This window comes from Viscerimonas tarda, from assembly GCF_054601255.1.
On the sequence record NZ_BAAHWV010000008.1, the window covers coordinates 88,435 to 107,957 of the forward strand.

The window sequence follows — 19,523 nt, forward strand, 5'->3', positions numbered from 1 at the left end:
TATACATTTTGTATTTTATCATATTACAATTCACTCTATTCTAAATTAGTCAGTTACATCCACCAATGGAACAAACTTTATATAATCCAGGAATATCATACCACCATACACATCTTTTATACGCACAGTGTTAGCAATATATAAGGTCGATTTTCCATAACGCGGGCAGATGAGTTGTTCCTTGTCTCCGAATGCATCGCTTCCGTCAAAGAAGTTTTCGGCTCCGGCATCACCGGTTACCATGAAGAATCCCACATTCGATTCGGTAGTATCTGTTTTGTAGCGAAGGAATTGCGTTTCGGCAGGTGTATCGCCGGCAACAGATTTTGTAACAAACACGGCATCATTCTTGAAGTTATTGTCGATTTTACGATCGCCGTTGCGCGACAATTTTGGAGCATCGGGGAAACTAATCAGCAGTTTTTCTTCCTGTATCATCGGATACCAGTTGTCGCTGCTAAAGGTGTTGGAGCCATTGTAGTGCCAAGGTATATCGTCGTGGGCAACCGCATAAATTTTGTAGCCTACCGAGTTTAATACCGGATTGAACTCGATGTAGCAGTTCGACACACGTCCCATGTAGCCGTATGCTGCTGCGGCATTGCTGTTGTAATAATAGGTGAATGTTTGCGTTACCGTATTCATTGTAACTCCGTCGGCATTCAGTGTATCCCAGCGGAAAAAGTTACGGCTTTGGCTGTTCATCATCATATCGGCTTCGCCGCTGGCCCAGTTTCGGGTTCTTTTCGACCAGGCGTTTCCGTCAGCATAAACCGAGGTGTAATCTTCGCCTTCGATAATAAAGGTTTTGATTTTATTTTCGTAAACCTTTACATCGGCATCCGAAAATTCGTAAACAATACCATTCGATGCCTGATACTCTGCTACCTTATTGGATACTTCTATTTCGACTCCGTCCACCGACAGGTATTTGCCGTTGCCCGAAATTTCAACCGGTAACAAAACGCAGTCTTTGAAAAATTCCACTTCCAGCAGCGAATCTTGTTGTGCCTGTTCGGGGCGAACAAAATACTTAGCATACTTGGCCTTCACCCTGTCGGCAACAGTAGAATTTACCAAAATAAAGGTATAGTCTTCTTCTTCGTTGTTGAGCTGGTATTGATCCAGCACAACGTTCCGGTTTACCCATATTGTATCATATACAGGACGGGCTTGTTCGTCTATACCCACCTGAACACTTCGTTCGGTATCCATTTCCAGGTTATCCAGACTTTTGATAAAGTCTATCTGAGCATATCCGCTTTTAGCCGACAGGTACTCCCATACACTTTTCCGGGTGGTAATTACTCCGCTTATAACGTGCAACAGACCGTTGGAAGTTGTGATGTTATACGCTTCGCCGTCCATGGCTATATTGCCTATCTTGCCGTTATTGGCTTTTACCCGTTTGGTATTTATCATTTCCACGGCATCGGTCGCAAACTGTCCACCCGCAAGCGGATAGGACAGATAAGCGATGTGATTCTTCACCAACGAAAGCAGGGTTTCTTCGTCCGACTGGCCGGATATGCCCGCCGAGGCCAATGCGCTGTTTGAGGGCGCAAAAACCGTAACAGACTTATCGCCCGACAAGAACACATCGTAGCCGGTTTTCTTCAGGATAGCGGCAAAATCCGAGGTTTCGGGATTGGAAGCGATTACTTGCATAATCGTTTCCTTTTCCCGGTTGTTTTTCACCTCTATATGGTCGTCCCACTGGTTATCGCAGGCAGGCAGACACAAAATACAGATTGCAATTAAAATATTGCGGTATATTGGCATTAATTTCATAATCATCTTATATTAATCAATTTCAGTTTATTTTTATTCTTCACCTTCTACCGGCGCTTCTTCGCATTCCGAGTATGGCCATATCTGGCACCATGGGGTATCGCGGTAAATCATGTTGCCACGGATGTCTTGTTTTGGCCATACCTGGTCTTCTTCCAGCGGAATGAAATGTATTACGTCCCACATGGGAGCAAAACGGGCATCGGTAACACCTTCTATGCGCAATATATGGCGACCGGTGGTAGCTACATCAATAATTCCCACCAGGAAACAAGCGTTTGCCGTATCCGGGTTTTTCTTCAAACTCATGGTGTAGAGTCTTTGTCCTTCCGATTCCAGTTTGGCATGGAATGCATCGTCCACATCAGTCATCGAATAACTCGAAGGTTTTTTCGTATAATCGAATGTAGTAATACCCAATATCTGGTCGTCCTGTCCGGTTTGCTTGAATATGGTTCTGATGTCGGCTCTTTTAGTCGAACTATCGGTGTTGGCATAACGCAGACCTACCCATACCTTGTATTTTCCTTCAACCAGGAGAGGCAGCGTGAAATTCACCCACTGAATAGTAGCAGCCACATCTATACGGAAGCTGATGTTATCGCCATTCACATAGTTGTTGTCCTTGGTTACGGTGGTTGCATAACCATTGGCATTGTAAGTGAGAGCGCCCGGGTTTTTACCGCCGAATTCAATTTCCGACAATTCGCCTTTGGCAAAGGCTACCGATGTTCCGGCTTTGCGGAAGTTTTTCAAGGACATTATTTCGGGCTGTTCGGCTATATCCCAGTAAACGCGGTAAGCTGCACGCTTCACGATTTCGATATTTCCATTGATTTTATGAATCACACCATTCGAGCAGGACAGGTCGGTATAGGCGCTTTCCCTGTCAACCAACGCTCCCGGCTCTATTTGTCCGTTAATATTGAAGTAGTTGACATATACTTTGTCCACATCGCGTTTCAAGCTAAGCACCTGGTTTTGCACGATAGTCTGCAACGACGACTGCATCAGCAAATCGGCCACATAATTCAAACCCGATACACAGTGATAGGCTACATAATTGAATAATAGCTGGTTATCATCGGTTATATCAGGCGTATTTTTCCTCAACCTCACCAACAAATCTTCTACGCTGCTGATTCCTGCTTCGGCGTAGGAATCGTTATCCTGAACAAAGTATGTAAACCACAGACCTCGTTCCCCTAAAGTATCCAAGGTTTCGCCCAGGCTGGTTCTGTTGAAGATTTCCTTAAACAAACCGTATTGTATCGGATCCAAGGATTGTACCACATCGGTAATTGATTGGGCGGGAGGCGTCAGTACGTTGTCTATTTTATGCAAATAACCGTTAGCTCCACGCAAATCCTTTTCGGCAATGCGCGCTTGCCTGTTCACCCTTATAAATACATCTCCGGCTTCATCTTCGGTTTTGGTGGTGATGTATTTTTTCAGGAAGTTGGCCGATGCCAGGCGTCCGTCAATAAAATCGGCAGTAGGAATTGTATCCGGTACCAGATGGTATTTCACAATTTCTTCGGCTTCTTCTTTGCTTAACGCGGGCAAGGTTTTGCCAACACGACCCAGATAAGCATCAACAGCCTCGTTGGTTGGTGCAAAAAGCGTATAAGTACCGTAAGCATGTACGGTTCCGCGCATGTTACCTATTTCAATAATCTGAAGGAAAGAAGATAACTCGGCTTTGCCTTCCATTATTTCATCGAGCATCAGTTCGTCAGATACCTGAAACTGGTCATCCACATCTTTTTCGCATGATACAAAGCCCAAGAGGCCGACCACTATGGCGAGATAGCTGAAAATAGCTATTCTGCTTCTAAATTTATTTATCGTCTTCATAATGTATATATGTTTTTGTTAATTCTGATAAAATGGATTTTGAACCAAATTCTTATTATTCTTCAATTCAGCGTCGCTTATCGGATAATAATGGCTGTTGTGATTTCCTTTCCATTTATTTTGGAGACTGGTTGCTTTATCGGGCGTAGCCGCATATACGGCAAGCCTCAACAAATAGTCGATACCGGCATAGTTGTCTCTTTTTGCATTTCTCAAAATATCGAACCAGCGTTTACCTTCAAATGTAAATTCACGGCCTCTTTCCTGCAATATAAACTCTTCGAGCAGGTTGGCATCTATCAGCGTTCCTTCCGGGAACAAGTCGGTAGATTCCGGCGCGGCGGCGCGACTTCTGATTTCTTTCACCAGCGCCAATGATGCTTCCAGTTGAGCCTGATCGCCGCTTTGTTTGCCCAATTGATTCAAGGCTTCGGCTTTCATCAGATAAATATCGGGCAAGCGGTAAAATATCCAGTTGCTGAACGAGCGGGTTCTTTCCCTGAACGAATACAGGTTTCTGTCCAAGCCTATCCATTTCCAAACAAGGCCTTGCTTGTAGGATACGCCTTCGGTGCGTATATCGAACCAGCTTCTGTCGATACCGGACGGGATAAACAACTCGTACTGTAAATAGTCGGAGTTGGGTTGTATGTACCCGTCGGCAGCGCTGAACATACCGAAAAACGGATTTTCGTGGTCGGTTGCAAACTGCAGTTCAAGGATACTTTCCACCGAGTTTCCATCCACATAGAGCGATTGGAAGAAATTGTTCACATCGCCTTCAACCGGATAGTAAGCTACACACGGATTGCCCATGGCATCTTCGGCCTGCACTTCATCTTTGGCGATGGGGAACAACGAGAACTGACCCGAATTGATGATTTGCGAAGCTTCTCTTTCGGCATTAAAATAATCTTCTTTCCACAAATAAATATCGGCCAAGAGGGCTTTCAGTCCCCATACGGTGAAGCGGCCCTTGTTGTAGGCCGGATTGGAGCCGTAGTTGAAAGGTATGCCCATTGATGTGCCGTTTTGCGATCGGTCCACACTTCTCAAGCTATATACCAGCGAATCGAGGATGGCTTCCTGCGATATTTTCACGGGCATGTAATTCTGTCCGTCATTTGTAGAGGCAACAGTTACATAAGGCACATCGCCAAATGTTCTGACCAGGTAGAAGTACATCAACGACCGGATACAGATAGCTTCGGCTTCGTATGCTTTCAGCTGTTCTATCGTAAACGACTGGTCGATGGTTTGCGTTTTCTTTGCAAACTCCAACACGGTGTTACAGTTGTTAATTACTGTATAAAATTTCCCCCAGCTGGTAAACGAGTTTGTTGTTGCTACTTCGCCGTTCTGTATGCTCACCCAGTCGGTAGATGCAGCTTTGGTAGTACGCACACCTAACGACAGTTCGGCGCGGTTTTCGCCCCAGGCATACACTTTCAGCATCACGTCTGCGTCCATCATGGCTGCATAGCAACCCATCACACCGGAGTTAACCTCTTCTTTTGTTTGCCAAAATCGTTCGAGGATTACCCCATCCTCTGGTTCCAGGTCAAGGTAATCGCATGACGAAAAACATGTAAGAACAGAGATTATTCCTATTAATAAATATCTATATTTTTTCATATTCTTAATTTTTACTTTTATTCGTTTTACATTCATCATTAAAACCCTAAATTGAAACCAAACACAAATTGTTTTGCCCTCGGCGCGCGAGAATAATCCCGTCCCACTGATCCCAACGCCCCGGAAATGGATACTTCAGGATCCTGACCGGTGTATTTTGTCCAAGTGTAGAGGTTTTGCAAGGTTACCCAGAGAGACAAATCCTGTAAACGGAGCGTGTTTGCAAGTGCGCGCGGCGCATTGTACTTGAAGGTTAGGGTCTTCCATCTCAGGAACGAGCCATCTTCTACAAAGCGGTCGGAACCCAGCCAGTTGTAGCCTTTACCATACAAAGCGCGTGGCAACAGGTCGGATGGAGCTGTATCTTCGGTACCCACCGGATACTCGTTCCGGAAGCGTTTGAGTACGGCTTTACTTTGGTTGTCGTAGTTGTACAATTTTTCCATGTTCATACGTGTCATGTTGATGACATCGTTTCCGTAACGGAAGTAGAACCACGAACTCAAGGTAAACGATTTATACTTTATTGTCGGGCCAAAACCACCGGTGAACAAGGGATTATAGTCGCCCAGATACACAACGTCCTGCAAGTTGATGTTACCATCGTTGTTGATGTCTTTGTATCTGGCATCCCCTGCCTGAAATTCGTAACCGATAGAGGGATAGCCGAACTTCATACCCACTTCTTCGGCCTGACCGTATTCGTTGATTGTCCAAATGGTATTTCCGTTTTTATCTTTGGCTTTTGTTTGTTCGCCGTTCAGGTAAACGCCATCGTATTTATAGCCGTAGAACGAACCGTAAGGCTGGTCTAATTCGAGACGAATCAGGTAATCGCCATTTTTGTTCCAGGCGCCGCTTTCCAGATTATAATATTCCGAGAATTTGCGGAGGTAGTTCTGAGAGCGTGCTATGTTGAAGCCAAAGTTCACCGTCAAGTCTTTGGAGCGGTAAGGAGTTGATTGAATATTGACGTCCCAACCGATATTTTCCACGGTATTCAGGTTCATGGTCATTTTACCGATACCTGCTGTGGAAGGTATGTTTTCGTCGCTAAGACCACCTTTGGTTTTCTTGGTGTAGTAGTCGAACTCAAGATTGATGCGGTCGTTGAAAGCTATCAATACAAAACCTAAATTGGTTTGGGTCGTTTTTTCCCAACGCAAATTATTCAACGCCAGCGATTGCGGATAGGCAGCTTGCTGACCGAGGTAGTTATAATCGTAAGTACCATAATTACTGTAATACAGGTAATCTTTGCTAGGTGTTCTACCATTTACCCCCCACGAAGCTTTCAACGAGAGGTCGTCTATCCATTTCTGGCTGCTCATGAACGATTCTTTCGATATTCTGTAACGTCCCGACAAGGCCGGGAACCATCCGTAGCGGTAATTCTTACCAAAGCGCGAGTCGCCGTCCACGCGGATACTACCGTAAACAATGTACCGGTCCATCAACACATAATTGACGTTTGCCAATGCCGAAAGTCCTCTCCGTTGCGAGAATCCCGAGCTAAGATCTCCGTTTGTTACACGGGAAGCAATGGATGGGTCTTGCAAAATGGCAGACGGCAGATTGGTGGTAACGGTTTTAAACGAGTTACCTCTGCTTTCGTCTGTGGTTAAACCCAACAAGGCAATCAGGCGGTGTTTTTCGTTGTCGGCAAAGTTGGGCGTCCAACGCGCTTGCGTATTGGTATATATCACAAATTTGTCGTCATCCGAATCCAAGGCCGTATTTACACGTGTATCGTTCCAGGGTAAACCGGTAGCCGATTGAGGTGCAAACTGCTGGTTTTTATTATTGAGTATCGAGAATGATACATCGGTAGAATAACGGAATTGCGAATTGTAGTCGTAAACCAGCGAGAATTTAGGCACCGCATTTTCGCTGCGGGTATTGTTTTTACCTTCCCTGGCCATCGCCACCGGGTTATAAACGCTTTCGTACGAACCTTGTTTGTTGGTAGCAGGCGTAAAATACTGCGATGTTTTTTCGCCGCGTTCGTTGTAGTAGTAAACACCCTGATTCGGCATTTTTGTATAGGCTTTGTCGCGCAAGTCTTTGTCTCCACCGGGCAGGTAATGCTTTTGCTGGTCGGAATGCGTGTAAGCAATGTCCGCCGAGAAGCGCAGCTTGTCCGACACAAAGTAGTCGAGGTTCATACGTGTATTCAAGCGTTGGTATCCTGTTTCGATGGTGATACCTGTTTCGTCCCAGTAGCCTGCCGAGAAACGGTAACGCACTTTTTTGCTACCCCCCGTCAGCGAAAGGGTATATTCTTGACCAATACCTGTCTGGGTCAGTTCTTTCACCCAGTTGGTATTGTTGGAGTAATTGTAATAGTATTCGGGATTGGTAGGGTCGAATCCCAATTCGGGGATAGTATTGGAATCCACAATAGTACCGGCATTTTTCATTGCTTCGAGAATGGCGGTAGAATATTCGTATCCCGAAAGTGTTTTAATCGGGTCGGGTTGCTGGCTGATGGTCAGCGTGCTTCGGAAACTGATTTTCGGCGGGCTGATAAATCCGCGTTTGGTAGTAATCACCAACACCCCGTCGGCTCCTCTCGAACCCCATACAGCGGCGGCGGCGGCATCTTTCAACACCACGATTTCGGCTATATCTGTCGGAGGTATATTCAACATTTGCGAAAATTCTTCTTCGGTTGCCGTAGAGAAGTCGATGCTGCTGGCGCCTACTTCTTTTTCCATCGGAATACCGTCAACAACAATCAAGGGCTGGTTATCGCCGTTGATAGAGGTCAACCCGCGCACACGGATAGACATCCCACCACCCGGGTCGCCGGTAGAACCTACAATGTCCACCCCCGATATACGTCCCTGCAAGGCATCGTCAATAGATGCGGCATGAACTTCGGCAATATCATCGGCATTTACGCGTCCGATGGCCATGGAGAGGTCTCGCTGGTCAATCATCAAACCGCCGATGCTTTGCTTGGGCTTGGCTGTTACTACAGCTTCTTCCAGCATCTGCGTGTCGTCGTCCAAAATTATATCCAGCACACGTTTGTCGCCCACTTTAAGAACTCTGTCCTTAAAACCTATATATCTGACAACCAACATACTGCTTTTCACATCAACCATATTGATACTGAAGTTACCATCCAAGTCGGCAACAGCGCTCGATAAAGTACGGTTATCTTTATCTCTTTCTATGACAGTTGCCTGCGGCAAAGGGAATTTATCTCTATCGGAGATGGTACCACGTACCAAGGTTTTTTGTTGTGCAAACAATCCTCCGGGAAGCGATACTATAATACCCAAAACAAGGCACCATATTCTAACTGTTTTTTTCATATCTTGTTATATTTCGTTTTTCTTTGATATTTTTATTATCCATAGCAGTTTTTTTGCTGCATTATTGCACTTCAAAACCGAAGTATCCGTTTAACTCATGAATCACAGCATTTCCGGCTGGCCTGTTGCTTCGGAAGTTGTCGGGAGAACTGGCCGATACAGCGCCACGCGTAAGGGCGACACCTGTTGTGATTGCTGTTGCAGGACGGCTCTTGGCTACATCAACCAGCAGAGCGCCATCCTGACTTGTTACAGTCTGCGGAATAAAGGTCATGTTGCCATTGGCAGCCTTCGTTACCCGCACATAAGTTCGTTGATTGATCAAGCCCAAACTTTCTTTGTTTGCCCGGTACATGGTAGAGGCCAATTCAAAAGTCGGTTGATTCACATTATACGGATAGAGGTACGCCAATCCATCGTCGGCATATACCCGTCCTTGCAAAAAGTGTGCACGGAGGAACAATGCAGCCGCTTCCTTTTCGTTGTTGGCATTGGCTTCCACAGCGGCCAAAGGAGGAACCAGGCCCTGGCTTTGGGCTGTCAGCATATAGGTATTGCTCACCATCAATATAGTGTAGAAATTTCCTTCGGCTATACCGCTCAATTCGTCGGTATCGGTAGCTTTCAGGGCAGCTTTCACATAATTGACAAAAGTGGTTACATTCCGGTTTTCGACGCCGGCTTTTTCGATGTGGCGCCAAAGTGTTCCGCTTGTCCATCCTGCTGCTTCGCCTGCTTTTGTTTTACGTGGCGAATATTGCAGAAATTCTCTGTTACTTCCTTCGTAATCGGTTGTCCAGACTGTTCCGTTATCAAAAGCTTCGAGTTTTTTCACCGTAACAAATGTGTTGTCTTCCACGTTTCCGGTAGCTTGAAGCCTGTCGTTTTTGAAACGTATCAGGTCTCCGTAAGCGCTCACGCGGAAAGCCCAGCCATTGTATTGGGTGTTGAATGTACCCGGACCGTCGCCACCTGCAAACGAGGTGATTTCGGTATTGACATCATTGTCTTTATAGCCCTTGAACAAATGCATGGGAATCAATTGTCTTACACGACCTTCGGCATTGCCCGAAAGCACCAGGCTGTTGCTGAAACCATCGGTGTTGGCATCGTAAACAAAACCATCTTCTCTCAACTGTGCATCCGACACTTGTATAAGCGTGTACCTTTCTTTGTCGTAACCGCTGATAATACTTCTCATCAAATCGGTTCTCAACGAATTGAAGAAATATTTAATGTAAGCGGCATTCAGTATCGAATAGTCGGGGTTCAGGAACATTTCGGAGTAAACGGTTTCAAACAGCGAGCTCTTGATTACATGGTCGATGGTGTAGATAAGTCCATTGCTTGCATATTTCTTATCCACAACGCCAAAGTCATCGTATCCGGCGCCGGTTGAGCCTAAGCCGTTCAGGTATTCACCCGTATAAACTTTTTCACCCTTAAAAGTTGAGGGATAAACCATACCGTCGGCCATGTGGGTATTTATTAATGTAAAAATAGCATCCAGCGGCACATCCTTTATATCGTCGTAATATTTCAGGATTTTGTCGTTGATATATTGTTGAAGCGCTTCATTGGTAGGTATAAACATGGTGAAACCGGTTTGTTCCGTATTGGTAGCGCCTCTTCCTGCCGATTCAAATGCAGGCGAAAATGCAAGAAAAGACTCATCGTAGGCTTTTACATACACATGCTCAATATTGAGTTCGGGATGTAGTTTCTTATAGAAGTCGGTTACAGCAAGTACAGGTTCCCAATAAACTTTAAACGCCCAAGCGCCCGCAAGCGTCTTGTAATCCAACAGTTCGTTTTTGAACACGCTATACTGCGGATCGCGCAACACTTTGTCCAGGTTTGGCAAAGGATAGTTGACCACATTCACTTCCTGTACAACCCCGTTGCGTGCAATAATTCCTTCGGGATAAGCCGGATTAAGAACAATTTCGCCATCAATAAGGTTTCTCCCTGTGTAAGGAGTATTGGGAAAGAAAGTGTTGTAATCACTGGGCAAAAAGCCTGTGTGTGAGGCATACGAATCCATAAAAACAGGCAGATATTTGAAATTATTCGCCAAAGCGCCTGTTGTAACATCATAACTAAACCCACTTGGCCCATTTTGGTCAATCACCCAGTTTCCATCATTGTCAGGATCCTGATAGATTCCTTCATGGAAATTGGTTTTCTTTTTGAACGACTGACCGGGCAAATACTCACGGTTGATAACGCCGTTGTAATAATCGCCCAGGTTCGACAGTTTCCAATCGGAGAAAACCATTGAATAGGCTACAATAGTGTTGGCTTCTTCCTGTGGTATGTCGGCCACCGAGGCATAACCCTTCTTTTGCAGATAAGTGGCAAAGGCCTCATTGTTGGGTGCAAAAACGGTGTAGATACCGCCTTCTTTCAGCACCGGAGCGTAGGGCGTTCTATCGACTAATTGCAGGTAGCTCGTAAAACGGCCTTCATCTGCCAAAACTTGATAAACAGGTTTGGCCAACCAATCCGGTTCATCAAAATATTTATCGTAATCGTTACACTGAACGAATACTACTAAACAAAAAAACAATAAAAAGATATTCTTTATTCTCATAATCCAGACATTAAGATTTTTATGAAATAGATATTCAAATATTTTAGTTTATTAAATTACAATACATTACAATAGGTAGGTGGGTTAGATTCAGGCTCAACCCCAAGCTCAATTATCGGGTTTCTGTTTCATTTTTTCATGGTTTTAAAGTATTTTATTTCGTTTAACATTAATAGGCTTATTTTTACGCATTTTTTTACTCTACAAATATACGGCTCCTCTACCAAAGGTATAATGAAAAATTATCCAAAAACATGTATTATTGTACATCTTATGCAAAAATACCACATTTAGGGGAGAGCCACATTTGAATTGAGAATTGAGAGTTATTATTCACAATTGTTTTTTTTGATTTTTACAATATCTCAATATACTGCTTATGTCTTTCGGTAAAGTACCTATAAAAGACTACGCACGTTACAGATGAGATTCCTCCCTTTGGTCGGAATGACTCGCCTATTGGTGGCTTAAGGGAGGAATCTCCTGCTCATATCAGCAACTTCACCGAAAGGCATAAGTGGTTCTCAATATTTCAATTTTAAAATTAATTCTCAATTCCCGAAGAGTAAATTTCCGCTTCTACCACACGCAACTGCCCTTTCGCATTCAAGGCATTGGGGTCTTTGTACAAATCCAGTTCGCCGGCAGATTGAGCGGCCACTTCCACTATTCCGCCGAAAGCGTCCTTGTCTTCGCTCTGTCCTGCCAGTTTTAGGGTAACAAAGCGTCCTTTTTGCGGTGAAAAGGGGATATTGATGTATCCCAGGCTCTTCGCCGTTTCGCCTTTATACACTTCCTTGTCGTCCACAAAAATCTGGATGGGGTAGCTGCGCATTCTCCAACCGGTGAGTTTCAATTCCACTTCGCTGACGAGGGCGTCTTTTTCCAGTTCGTATTTAATCCAGCCTGTTCCGAGCCTGCCATCGTTCGTCCATTCCGAAAGTTCGTTGTCGTCGTAGCTCAGGAGGGCTTTATCTTCATTGCTTCCGGCTGTTGCACCAACAATTCGCAGCGATTGACGCGAAACGCTGTACGATTTCCCGGATGGCGTAGCGCCTCTCGTCAGGTTAACCGGCTGATGTTCGCCACTAATGTAGGTCGATAACCCATTGCTTTCCTGCACCGGAACCGAACTGAATGTAACCGTAGCCGGTTTGATTCCGTCCGATACGGCAGTCAGTCTTATTTTTCCGCTTTTGTTGGTCGAGCGCACCAATACCCGGTTCACACCGCATTCAACGGGCAGTTGCTGCGATAAAACGTAGTTATTATCGGCGCCTTTCGCCAATCCGCCACGCCATTCGGCAGGCCCTTCGAGGCTGAACGAAATGGTGTTGTTGGCCAGAGGGCAGCGGCGACCGTCCTTGTCCACTACCTCCACTTCCACCAAGACCAGGTCGTTGGCGTTTGCCAAAAATCCGTCCGGGGCCGATGTTACCTTCATGCGTATTTCGGCAGGTTCGCCCGCCGTTTCTATTTTGTAGCGGCTGAGAATCTTGTGGTTGGCATCGTAGCTCACAGCCTCAATTGTTCCGGCCTCCCACTGCACATTTCGGAAGGTGTATAAAAAATGCTGGCTCCGTTCGCCCATTCCGACCGATTTTCCATTGATGAACAGTTCGGTTTGTTCTCCGGTCGAAACCACATATATGTCTTTTTTCACCTGACTGTCGTAGTTCCAGTGCCCACAGATGTAAGCGCCGTGCGTTTCGGTATCCACCCAGCCGTTCCACATCACTTGGTGGGCAAAAAAGGCATCTTTAGGTATGCGCATGGCATCCACCACGCCACTTCGCCGGTAATTCTCCGCACCGCGGTAATGCGTATTCGAATCGTGGAAATGGATTTTTGCACCACCCGCACTCACCCGCTTGCCCGTCCCCGGACGAACACGGTAGTAATCGCTCCAGCGCGTAATCAGTTCCACAAAAAACGAATCCTGATTGCGGTTGTAGGGGCTGGCATCCTGCCCCTTGTGCAAAGGCCCGTCGCCATCCTTGTGGAAAGGATAGGAATAATTGTCCCAATACTTGCGTAACCCTTCGTCTCGGCAATATTCGGTCGCCCACATCGGAATGTGCGCGCTTTTATTGATGTACAGCATCTCGCCGCCATACTCGGCAATTTTACTGTCAAGCATTTCGCGCGAACCAATCGCCCGTCCGCCATACGGGTCGTACTGGTCGCGAATGGCTTTCAATTCAGCCATGTGTTCTTCGCTAATACTCTCATTTCCACCTTCATAAAAAATGATGGATGGATTGTTGCGGTTATAGATAATGGCATCGCGCATCAACATCACCCGGTGTTCCCAACGCCTGTCGTTCACATCCTTTTCGGAGTCTCCGGCGGGCATGGCTTGCATCAGCCCTACCCTGTCGCAGGATTCCACATCCTGTTTCCATGGCGTAACGTGCATCCAGCGAACCAGATTACCGTTACCCTCCACTATCATGCGGTTGCTATAATCGCTCAGCCAGGCCGGAACCGACAGGCCAACGGCAGGCCACTCGTTGCTGGTGCGCTCGGCATAACCTTTCAGTTGAATCACGCGGTCGTTGATTATTACCATTCCGTCCCTGAAAGCGGTTTTGCGGAAGCCGGTGCGGGTTTTCACCACATCCACCGCTTTGCCGTCCACGTTCAGGATAGTATATACATTGTACAGGTAGCCGTAGCCCCAACTCCAGAAATTCAGGTTTTCGACACGCTCGCCGGTTTTCAGGCTGCGGGTTTCGCCTGCTGCTATCTTCAGCGGAACGCCGGACATCCTTTTCAGAATCTGTCCGTCCATGTCTTCCACCAGCACATCCAGCTGAATTTCCTTTTCGGTCATCCATTCGTTTCTGACTTCCGCTTCGGCGTAAATTACCGCATTTTTTTGGGTAATATCTATTTCGCGCGCATAAACATACGTGCCGGTTGTTCCCAGATTGCTGTACAGGGGCAAGGTCTGGTACAATTTGTTTGTAACATGCAGATACACATTTTTGGGAATGCCACCGTAGTTGGCATTGAAATTCTTGTCGTTCCATTGATAGGCCGAGCGGGTCGCTTCTTCCTTGTATCGCCACGAGTTGTCGATGCGGACAGCCACTACATTGTCTTTTCCGCCGAAGTTCGCGTAGTCGCTAATATCAAGCCCGCAAGCCATTACGCCATTTTCGTGTATGCCCACATAGTGTCCGTTGATGTAGAATTTTCCGCCAAAACGGATGCCTTCAAACTCAAGGAATATTTTTTTGCCTTTGTCGTTTGCCGGCAGTTTGAAATGCTTGCGATACCATACAATGGTGTCGGTGTGCTCGTAGATAGACACACTAAAGGCTTCGTCTTCGTTAAACGCCTTGGGCAGGGTAATTTTATCCCAGTAGGAATCTTTAAAATCGACCTGATGGGCATTTTCCAGTTCACCAATATGAAGCAACCACTGCGAGTTGAAATTATACTTCATCCGTTCATTCCCGTTAAAGGTCTGAACAGCGTTGGCCGGATGGAGGAAGAAAAATGCCACACAGAGTAGCGGGAAAAGGGTTTTATTATTCATGGTTAAAAAAATTCCGTAGGGGCGGGTTTCAAACCCGCCCCTACACAAGGTTCAAAGTTTTAGATTCCGTACACAAAATTCAAGGTTTTCAATATGTCATCAATGCATTGGGCTTAACTGAACAAATGTACACATAACACTTCATATTCAACTGTATTATTGTACAAAAGAATAGAATCCCGTACACACTACGAAAAAAAGAAAGACTAAAATTCGCTACAAAATGGGATATTGTACAGGTAACACAAAATTTTATTCGTTTTAATTCAGTAAATTGCATTATAATTACTACTTTTGAGGGCTTGAAATCAATTACCATTGACATGAGTATAACAAAATTTATTCCATTGTGCCTCTGTCTGCTGTCGTCCATATTACCCTTATTTTCGGACGAAGGAAACAATTTTCATTTCTACCAGATCAGTACCAAGGAAGGTTTGTCTCAGAATACCGTCCGCACTATTCTCGAAGATAAGAAAGGCTTTATTTGGGCAGGCACCCTCAATGGGCTTAACCGCTACGATGGCTACCAGATTGTAACATACAAGCCGCATGTAGGCGACTCGCATTCGCTCATCGACCACCGCATAAAAGATGTGTTTCAGGATAAAGACGGGCTGCTTTGGATTAAAACCTACAAAAACGGATTCAGTTGCTACGACCCTGTGATCGACACATTTACCAACTACTGGTCGGAAGACGCCAACGAATCGGTTCACCTGTTCTCGAATTATTTCGAGGCCTCTACCGGCGATATATGGTTGTGGGGAAATGCCAACGGCTGCCTGAAAATAAAGAAAGATAAGGGTGATTTTATTTCAACACTTTTCCTGAACGAAGAACAATCGGAACGTCAGGCCAATTGCCGGTTTTTGTTCGAAGATTCCAAATCGGCTATTTGGGCGGGCGGCAATCAGGGGCTTTATCGCATTACAGATGGCAATACCGAGGTATTCTTTATCAAAGGCCTCGAAAAACGTTCGTTTACAAAAGCCGTAGAACTAAATAACAAGATTTATTTCAGCGCCGAAGAATCCTCGATTATGGAATACGACCTGAAAAGCAAGCTATTCCACGAAATAAAATACACCGCCGGCAATAAGGCTTTTATCAACCTAAGCAAATTATCAAGCAACGAATTACTGATCGTATCGCGCTCATCGGAATTGTTTTCGTTCAATATCAACAACAGGCAGTTCTACAAACCCAAATGGAGCGACAACAAAGACCTGACCGGAAACATGGATTTCATCATTGATAAAAACGAAGGTATCTGGATATACAACGGCTCGGGCATTGTTTGGTATTACAACCCCGGTAATCTTCAATGCAAGAAAATGACGCTCATACCGTCCGATATTGTAAAAATTATCGACTATGAGCGATACAATATTTTTATCGACTCCAAAAATCTGATTTGGATTACCACATACGGCAACGGCATTTTCTGCTACGACCCTCAAACCGACAAGTTGGACAACTACCTGTACAACCCCAATCAAAACAGTCCGGCATCCAACTACATTCTGGCAATAACCGAAGACAAGTTTGGAAATATCTGGATTGGGAGCGAATATGCGGGGATAATAAAAGTAACCAAGCCCAAATACAGCGCCAAAATAGTACGCCCCGAAACTCTTACTTCCATCGGGAAAAACAACAACGTGAAGGCTATCTACGAATCCTCCTCCAACGAAATATGGGTGGGGACAAAAAACAGCAGCCTGTATGTATATGACGACGACCTGAGCGCCGGTAAAAATATCTACAAAGACCTCAACCCCTACGCTTTGCTCGAAGACAAACAACTCCGCATGTGGGTAGGCACAAAAGGCAACGGATTGTGGGTGCTTAACTCCATCAATTACAATTTAATTGCCCACTTCACGCATGTCGAAACCGACGATAAAAGCCTGAGCGGAAACACCATATTCAATATCTTGCAAGACAATAAGGGTAGAATATGGCTGGGCCTGTTTGGTAACGGAATTAATCTGGTGGAAGAACAAGGCAATAAAATATCGTTCAGGCACTTTTTCGAAAATGACGGCAACCGGAGTTATGTCCGCTATTTGTATCAGGATAGCAAAGGGCTTATTTGGGTGGGATGCAGCGATGGATTGATACGCTTCGACCCAGACGAATTGATGAAAAATCCCAAAGCGTTTGTTACCTACCACCTCGATTTGAAACGGAAAAACAGTCTGAACAGCAACGATGTAATGACTATTTACGAGGACAATAGCGGCCAAGTCTGGATAGGAACTTCGGGCGGAGGCCTCAATAAATACGTCAAGGCAACCGATAAGGAAGAAGAGCATTTTGTGGCTTACACCACCGAAGAGGGCTTGTCGGGCGACATTGTATCGGGAATCATCGAAGACCACGAGCAAAACCTGTGGATTAGCGGCGAAAGCGGAATAAGCAAATTCGACCAGAAGAACAATTCGTTTATATCCTACTATTTCTCCGACTTCACCTACGGCAACCATTTCAACGCCAATGCCAATTTAATATCCCGCAATGGCAATATGTATTGGGGAAGCCTCGACGGTCTGCTGGTATTCAACCCCGATTCCTTTATTTCGGATACCCCACCCTCGCCTGTTACGTTCACCAATTTCTTTTTATACGACCAAAAAGTGACGGTTGGAGACAAAGATTCGCCTTTGGAAAAAGCAGTTCCATACGCCGAAAAAATAGAACTGAATTACAAACAAAATACCTTTACAATTGAGTTTGCATCGCTAACCTCAAAAAATCAGGAAAGAACCAAGTACTCGTACAAACTGACGAACTACGACCGCCAATGGAGCGCTGCCAGCTACCTGAATACGGCAACATATAAAAACATAGCGCCGGGAAAATATACATTTATGGTGCGCTGCTGCAACAGCGATGGCATTTGGAACGATGAAATAGCCGAAATAGAAATTATCATAAATCCGCCGTTCTGGAAGTCGGTTTACGCCTATATAATATATGTATTGCTGGCCGTATTGCTCGTTTATATTACAATAAGGCTTGCCAACAAATTTTACACATTAAATAACACCATTGAAGTAGAAAAGCAACTGACAAACCACAAACTCAGGTTCTTCACCAATATTTCGCACGAATTCAGAACGCCGCTGACCCTGATTCGGGGCGCCATAGAGAATTTGAACGAACAAGCCGAAGTCCCCGAACGGATTAAACGGCACATCAACATGATAAACAAGAATTCGACCATCCTGACACGGTTAATAGACCAGTTACTCGAATTCCGGAAGCTTCAGAACAATGTATTGAGGCTCGACCTGGAGGAAACCGACATCATTGATTTTGTCAAGGAGATTTATTCCGGTTTTCAGGAAATTGCCCAGCAAAAACAAATTGAATACAACTTTTCCACCGATATAAGTTCGTTCAAGATGTATATCGACAGGCGGAAAATAGATAAAATCATTTACAATCTGCTTTCCAATGCCTTCAAGTTTACACCCAAAGAAGGCAAGATAGATGTTGTTATCGGCTTCAACTACCGAAACGAAACATGCGTTATTTCGATAAAAGACAACGGGATAGGTATTGACAAAGAAAAGCAGCACCTGTTGTTCAGCCGGTTTATGCAAATCAACTTTTCGGCATCCGGCACCGGCGTAGGCCTGTCCCTCGTCAAAGAATTTATTGATGTGCACAAAGGCAAAGTATGGTACGAAACCAATAACGACCAAGGTTCGGTCTTCAATGTCGAACTTTCGACATCGAAGGAGACGTACAAAGGCGAAAATTTCATACAAACATCGTATCCCGATGTGATAGAAAGCAAAACCGATTCCTTGGTTATGTACCCGTCCGAATCGATGGAAATAGCCCGTCCGAATATCGACGATTCGACCCTGGCCAACTACAAAATGCTGATTATAGACGACAACGACGACATCCGAAACTTCCTTGTCGATGAATTCAGTAACTATTTTATGTGCGATGTTGCCGAAAACGGAAAAGAAGGCTTGGGCAAAGCCATCGACAACAATCCCGACCTGATTATCTGCGATGTGATGATGCCCGAAATGGACGGATTTGAGGTTACACGCCGCTTGAAAGAAGAGTTCCAGACCTGCCATATCCCCATTATTTTGCTGACGGCACACTCGTCGCTGGAGCACCAGCTGGAAGGAATACAAAGCGGAGCCGATGCCTATATCATGAAGCCATTCAGCTTAAAATACCTGGTAACCAAGGTCTTTAAACTTATCGAACAACGCGAGCAACTCAAAAAACGTTTCTCGAACGAATCCATCATTGAGGGGAACATTATCCCGTCCACAAGCAAAGACAAAGAATTTTACGAACTAATCGGTAAGATTCTCGAGGAGCATTACGCCGATTCTTCTTTTTCGGTGGACAAATTCGCTGAGCTGACAAAACTCAAAAGAACCATCTTCTACAAAAAAGTGAAAGGGATAACTGGTCTCCCACCCAATGAACTGATAAAAATAAAGCGACTGAAAAAAGCGACCGAATTGTTATTGGTCGGCGAACTCACCGTTTCCGAAATCTCCTACAAGGTTGGATTCGACGACCCATTCTATTTCAGCAAATGCTTCAAAGCCCACTATAATTGCAGTCCGAGGAAATTTGGGTTGGGCGAACAGCCCCCTAAATTCCCCGAGGGGGACGTTTAAAGCCTCCTCCATGGGGAGGTTGGGAGTGGCTATTTTCCTCCTTTGGTGGCTGTCTCAAAAGTCTGTCATCCCGTGCTTGACACGGGATCTCCTGAGTAAATGTGCAA

At 45.2% G+C, this 19,523-nt stretch carries 7 protein-coding genes; 1 reads left to right on the top strand and 6 read right to left on the bottom strand.

Annotation, left to right across the window (positions count from 1 at the left end):
* Window positions 1-45: 45 nt before the first annotated feature.
* The 6 genes from ACYPWY_RS05260 to ACYPWY_RS05285 form a co-directional block, all read right to left on the bottom strand.
* Entirely contained in the window at window positions 46-1,791 is a 1,746-nt protein-coding gene (locus tag ACYPWY_RS05260) for a fasciclin domain-containing protein (RefSeq protein ID WP_459684383.1), read from the bottom strand.
* Window positions 1,792-1,824: 33 nt separating this feature from the next.
* Window positions 1,825-3,648: a fasciclin domain-containing protein gene (locus ACYPWY_RS05265; RefSeq protein WP_459684384.1), complete on the bottom strand. Its 1,824-nt coding sequence runs from the start codon at window positions 3,646-3,648 to the stop codon at window positions 1,825-1,827.
* A gap of 18 nt (window positions 3,649-3,666) precedes the next feature.
* Window positions 3,667-5,283, bottom strand: a complete 1,617-nt coding sequence (locus ACYPWY_RS05270) for a RagB/SusD family nutrient uptake outer membrane protein (RefSeq protein ID WP_459684385.1) — start codon at window positions 5,281-5,283, stop codon at window positions 3,667-3,669.
* Between the two features lie 38 nt (window positions 5,284-5,321).
* On the bottom strand, window positions 5,322-8,606 hold the full coding sequence (locus tag ACYPWY_RS05275) for a SusC/RagA family TonB-linked outer membrane protein (RefSeq protein ID WP_459684386.1): 3,285 nt from the start codon (window positions 8,604-8,606) through the stop codon (window positions 5,322-5,324).
* 61 nt (window positions 8,607-8,667) lie between these two features.
* Window positions 8,668-11,199, bottom strand: a complete 2,532-nt coding sequence (locus tag ACYPWY_RS05280; protein ID WP_459684387.1) for a fasciclin domain-containing protein — start codon at window positions 11,197-11,199, stop codon at window positions 8,668-8,670.
* Between the two features lie 544 nt (window positions 11,200-11,743).
* Window positions 11,744-14,746, bottom strand: a complete 3,003-nt coding sequence (locus tag ACYPWY_RS05285; RefSeq protein ID WP_459684388.1) for a glycoside hydrolase family 2 protein — start codon at window positions 14,744-14,746, stop codon at window positions 11,744-11,746.
* Window positions 14,747-15,069: 323 nt separating this feature from the next.
* On the opposite strand from ACYPWY_RS05285, the gene ACYPWY_RS05290 reads away from it, so the two are divergent.
* Window positions 15,070-19,416 (top strand): hybrid sensor histidine kinase/response regulator transcription factor, encoded by a 4,347-nt coding sequence (locus ACYPWY_RS05290; protein WP_459684389.1) that lies wholly within the window; start codon window positions 15,070-15,072, stop codon window positions 19,414-19,416.
* The last annotated feature ends 107 nt before the right edge of the window (window positions 19,417-19,523 follow it).

Excerpts from the sequence above, each read along its gene's own strand:
- ACYPWY_RS05280 (WP_459684387.1), bottom strand. The coding sequence starts at position 11,199 with ATGAGAATAAAGAATATCTTTTTATTGTTTTTTTGTTTAGTAGTATTC.
- ACYPWY_RS05275 (WP_459684386.1), bottom strand. The coding sequence starts at position 8,606 with ATGAAAAAAACAGTTAGAATATGGTGCCTTGTTTTGGGTATTATAGTA.
- ACYPWY_RS05260 (WP_459684383.1), bottom strand. The coding sequence starts at position 1,791 with ATGAAATTAATGCCAATATACCGCAATATTTTAATTGCAATCTGTATT.
- ACYPWY_RS05290 (WP_459684389.1), top strand. The coding sequence starts at position 15,070 with ATGAGTATAACAAAATTTATTCCATTGTGCCTCTGTCTGCTGTCGTCC.
- ACYPWY_RS05270 (WP_459684385.1), bottom strand. The coding sequence starts at position 5,283 with ATGAAAAAATATAGATATTTATTAATAGGAATAATCTCTGTTCTTACA.
- ACYPWY_RS05265 (WP_459684384.1), bottom strand. The coding sequence starts at position 3,648 with ATGAAGACGATAAATAAATTTAGAAGCAGAATAGCTATTTTCAGCTAT.
- ACYPWY_RS05285 (WP_459684388.1), bottom strand. The coding sequence starts at position 14,746 with ATGAATAATAAAACCCTTTTCCCGCTACTCTGTGTGGCATTTTTCTTC.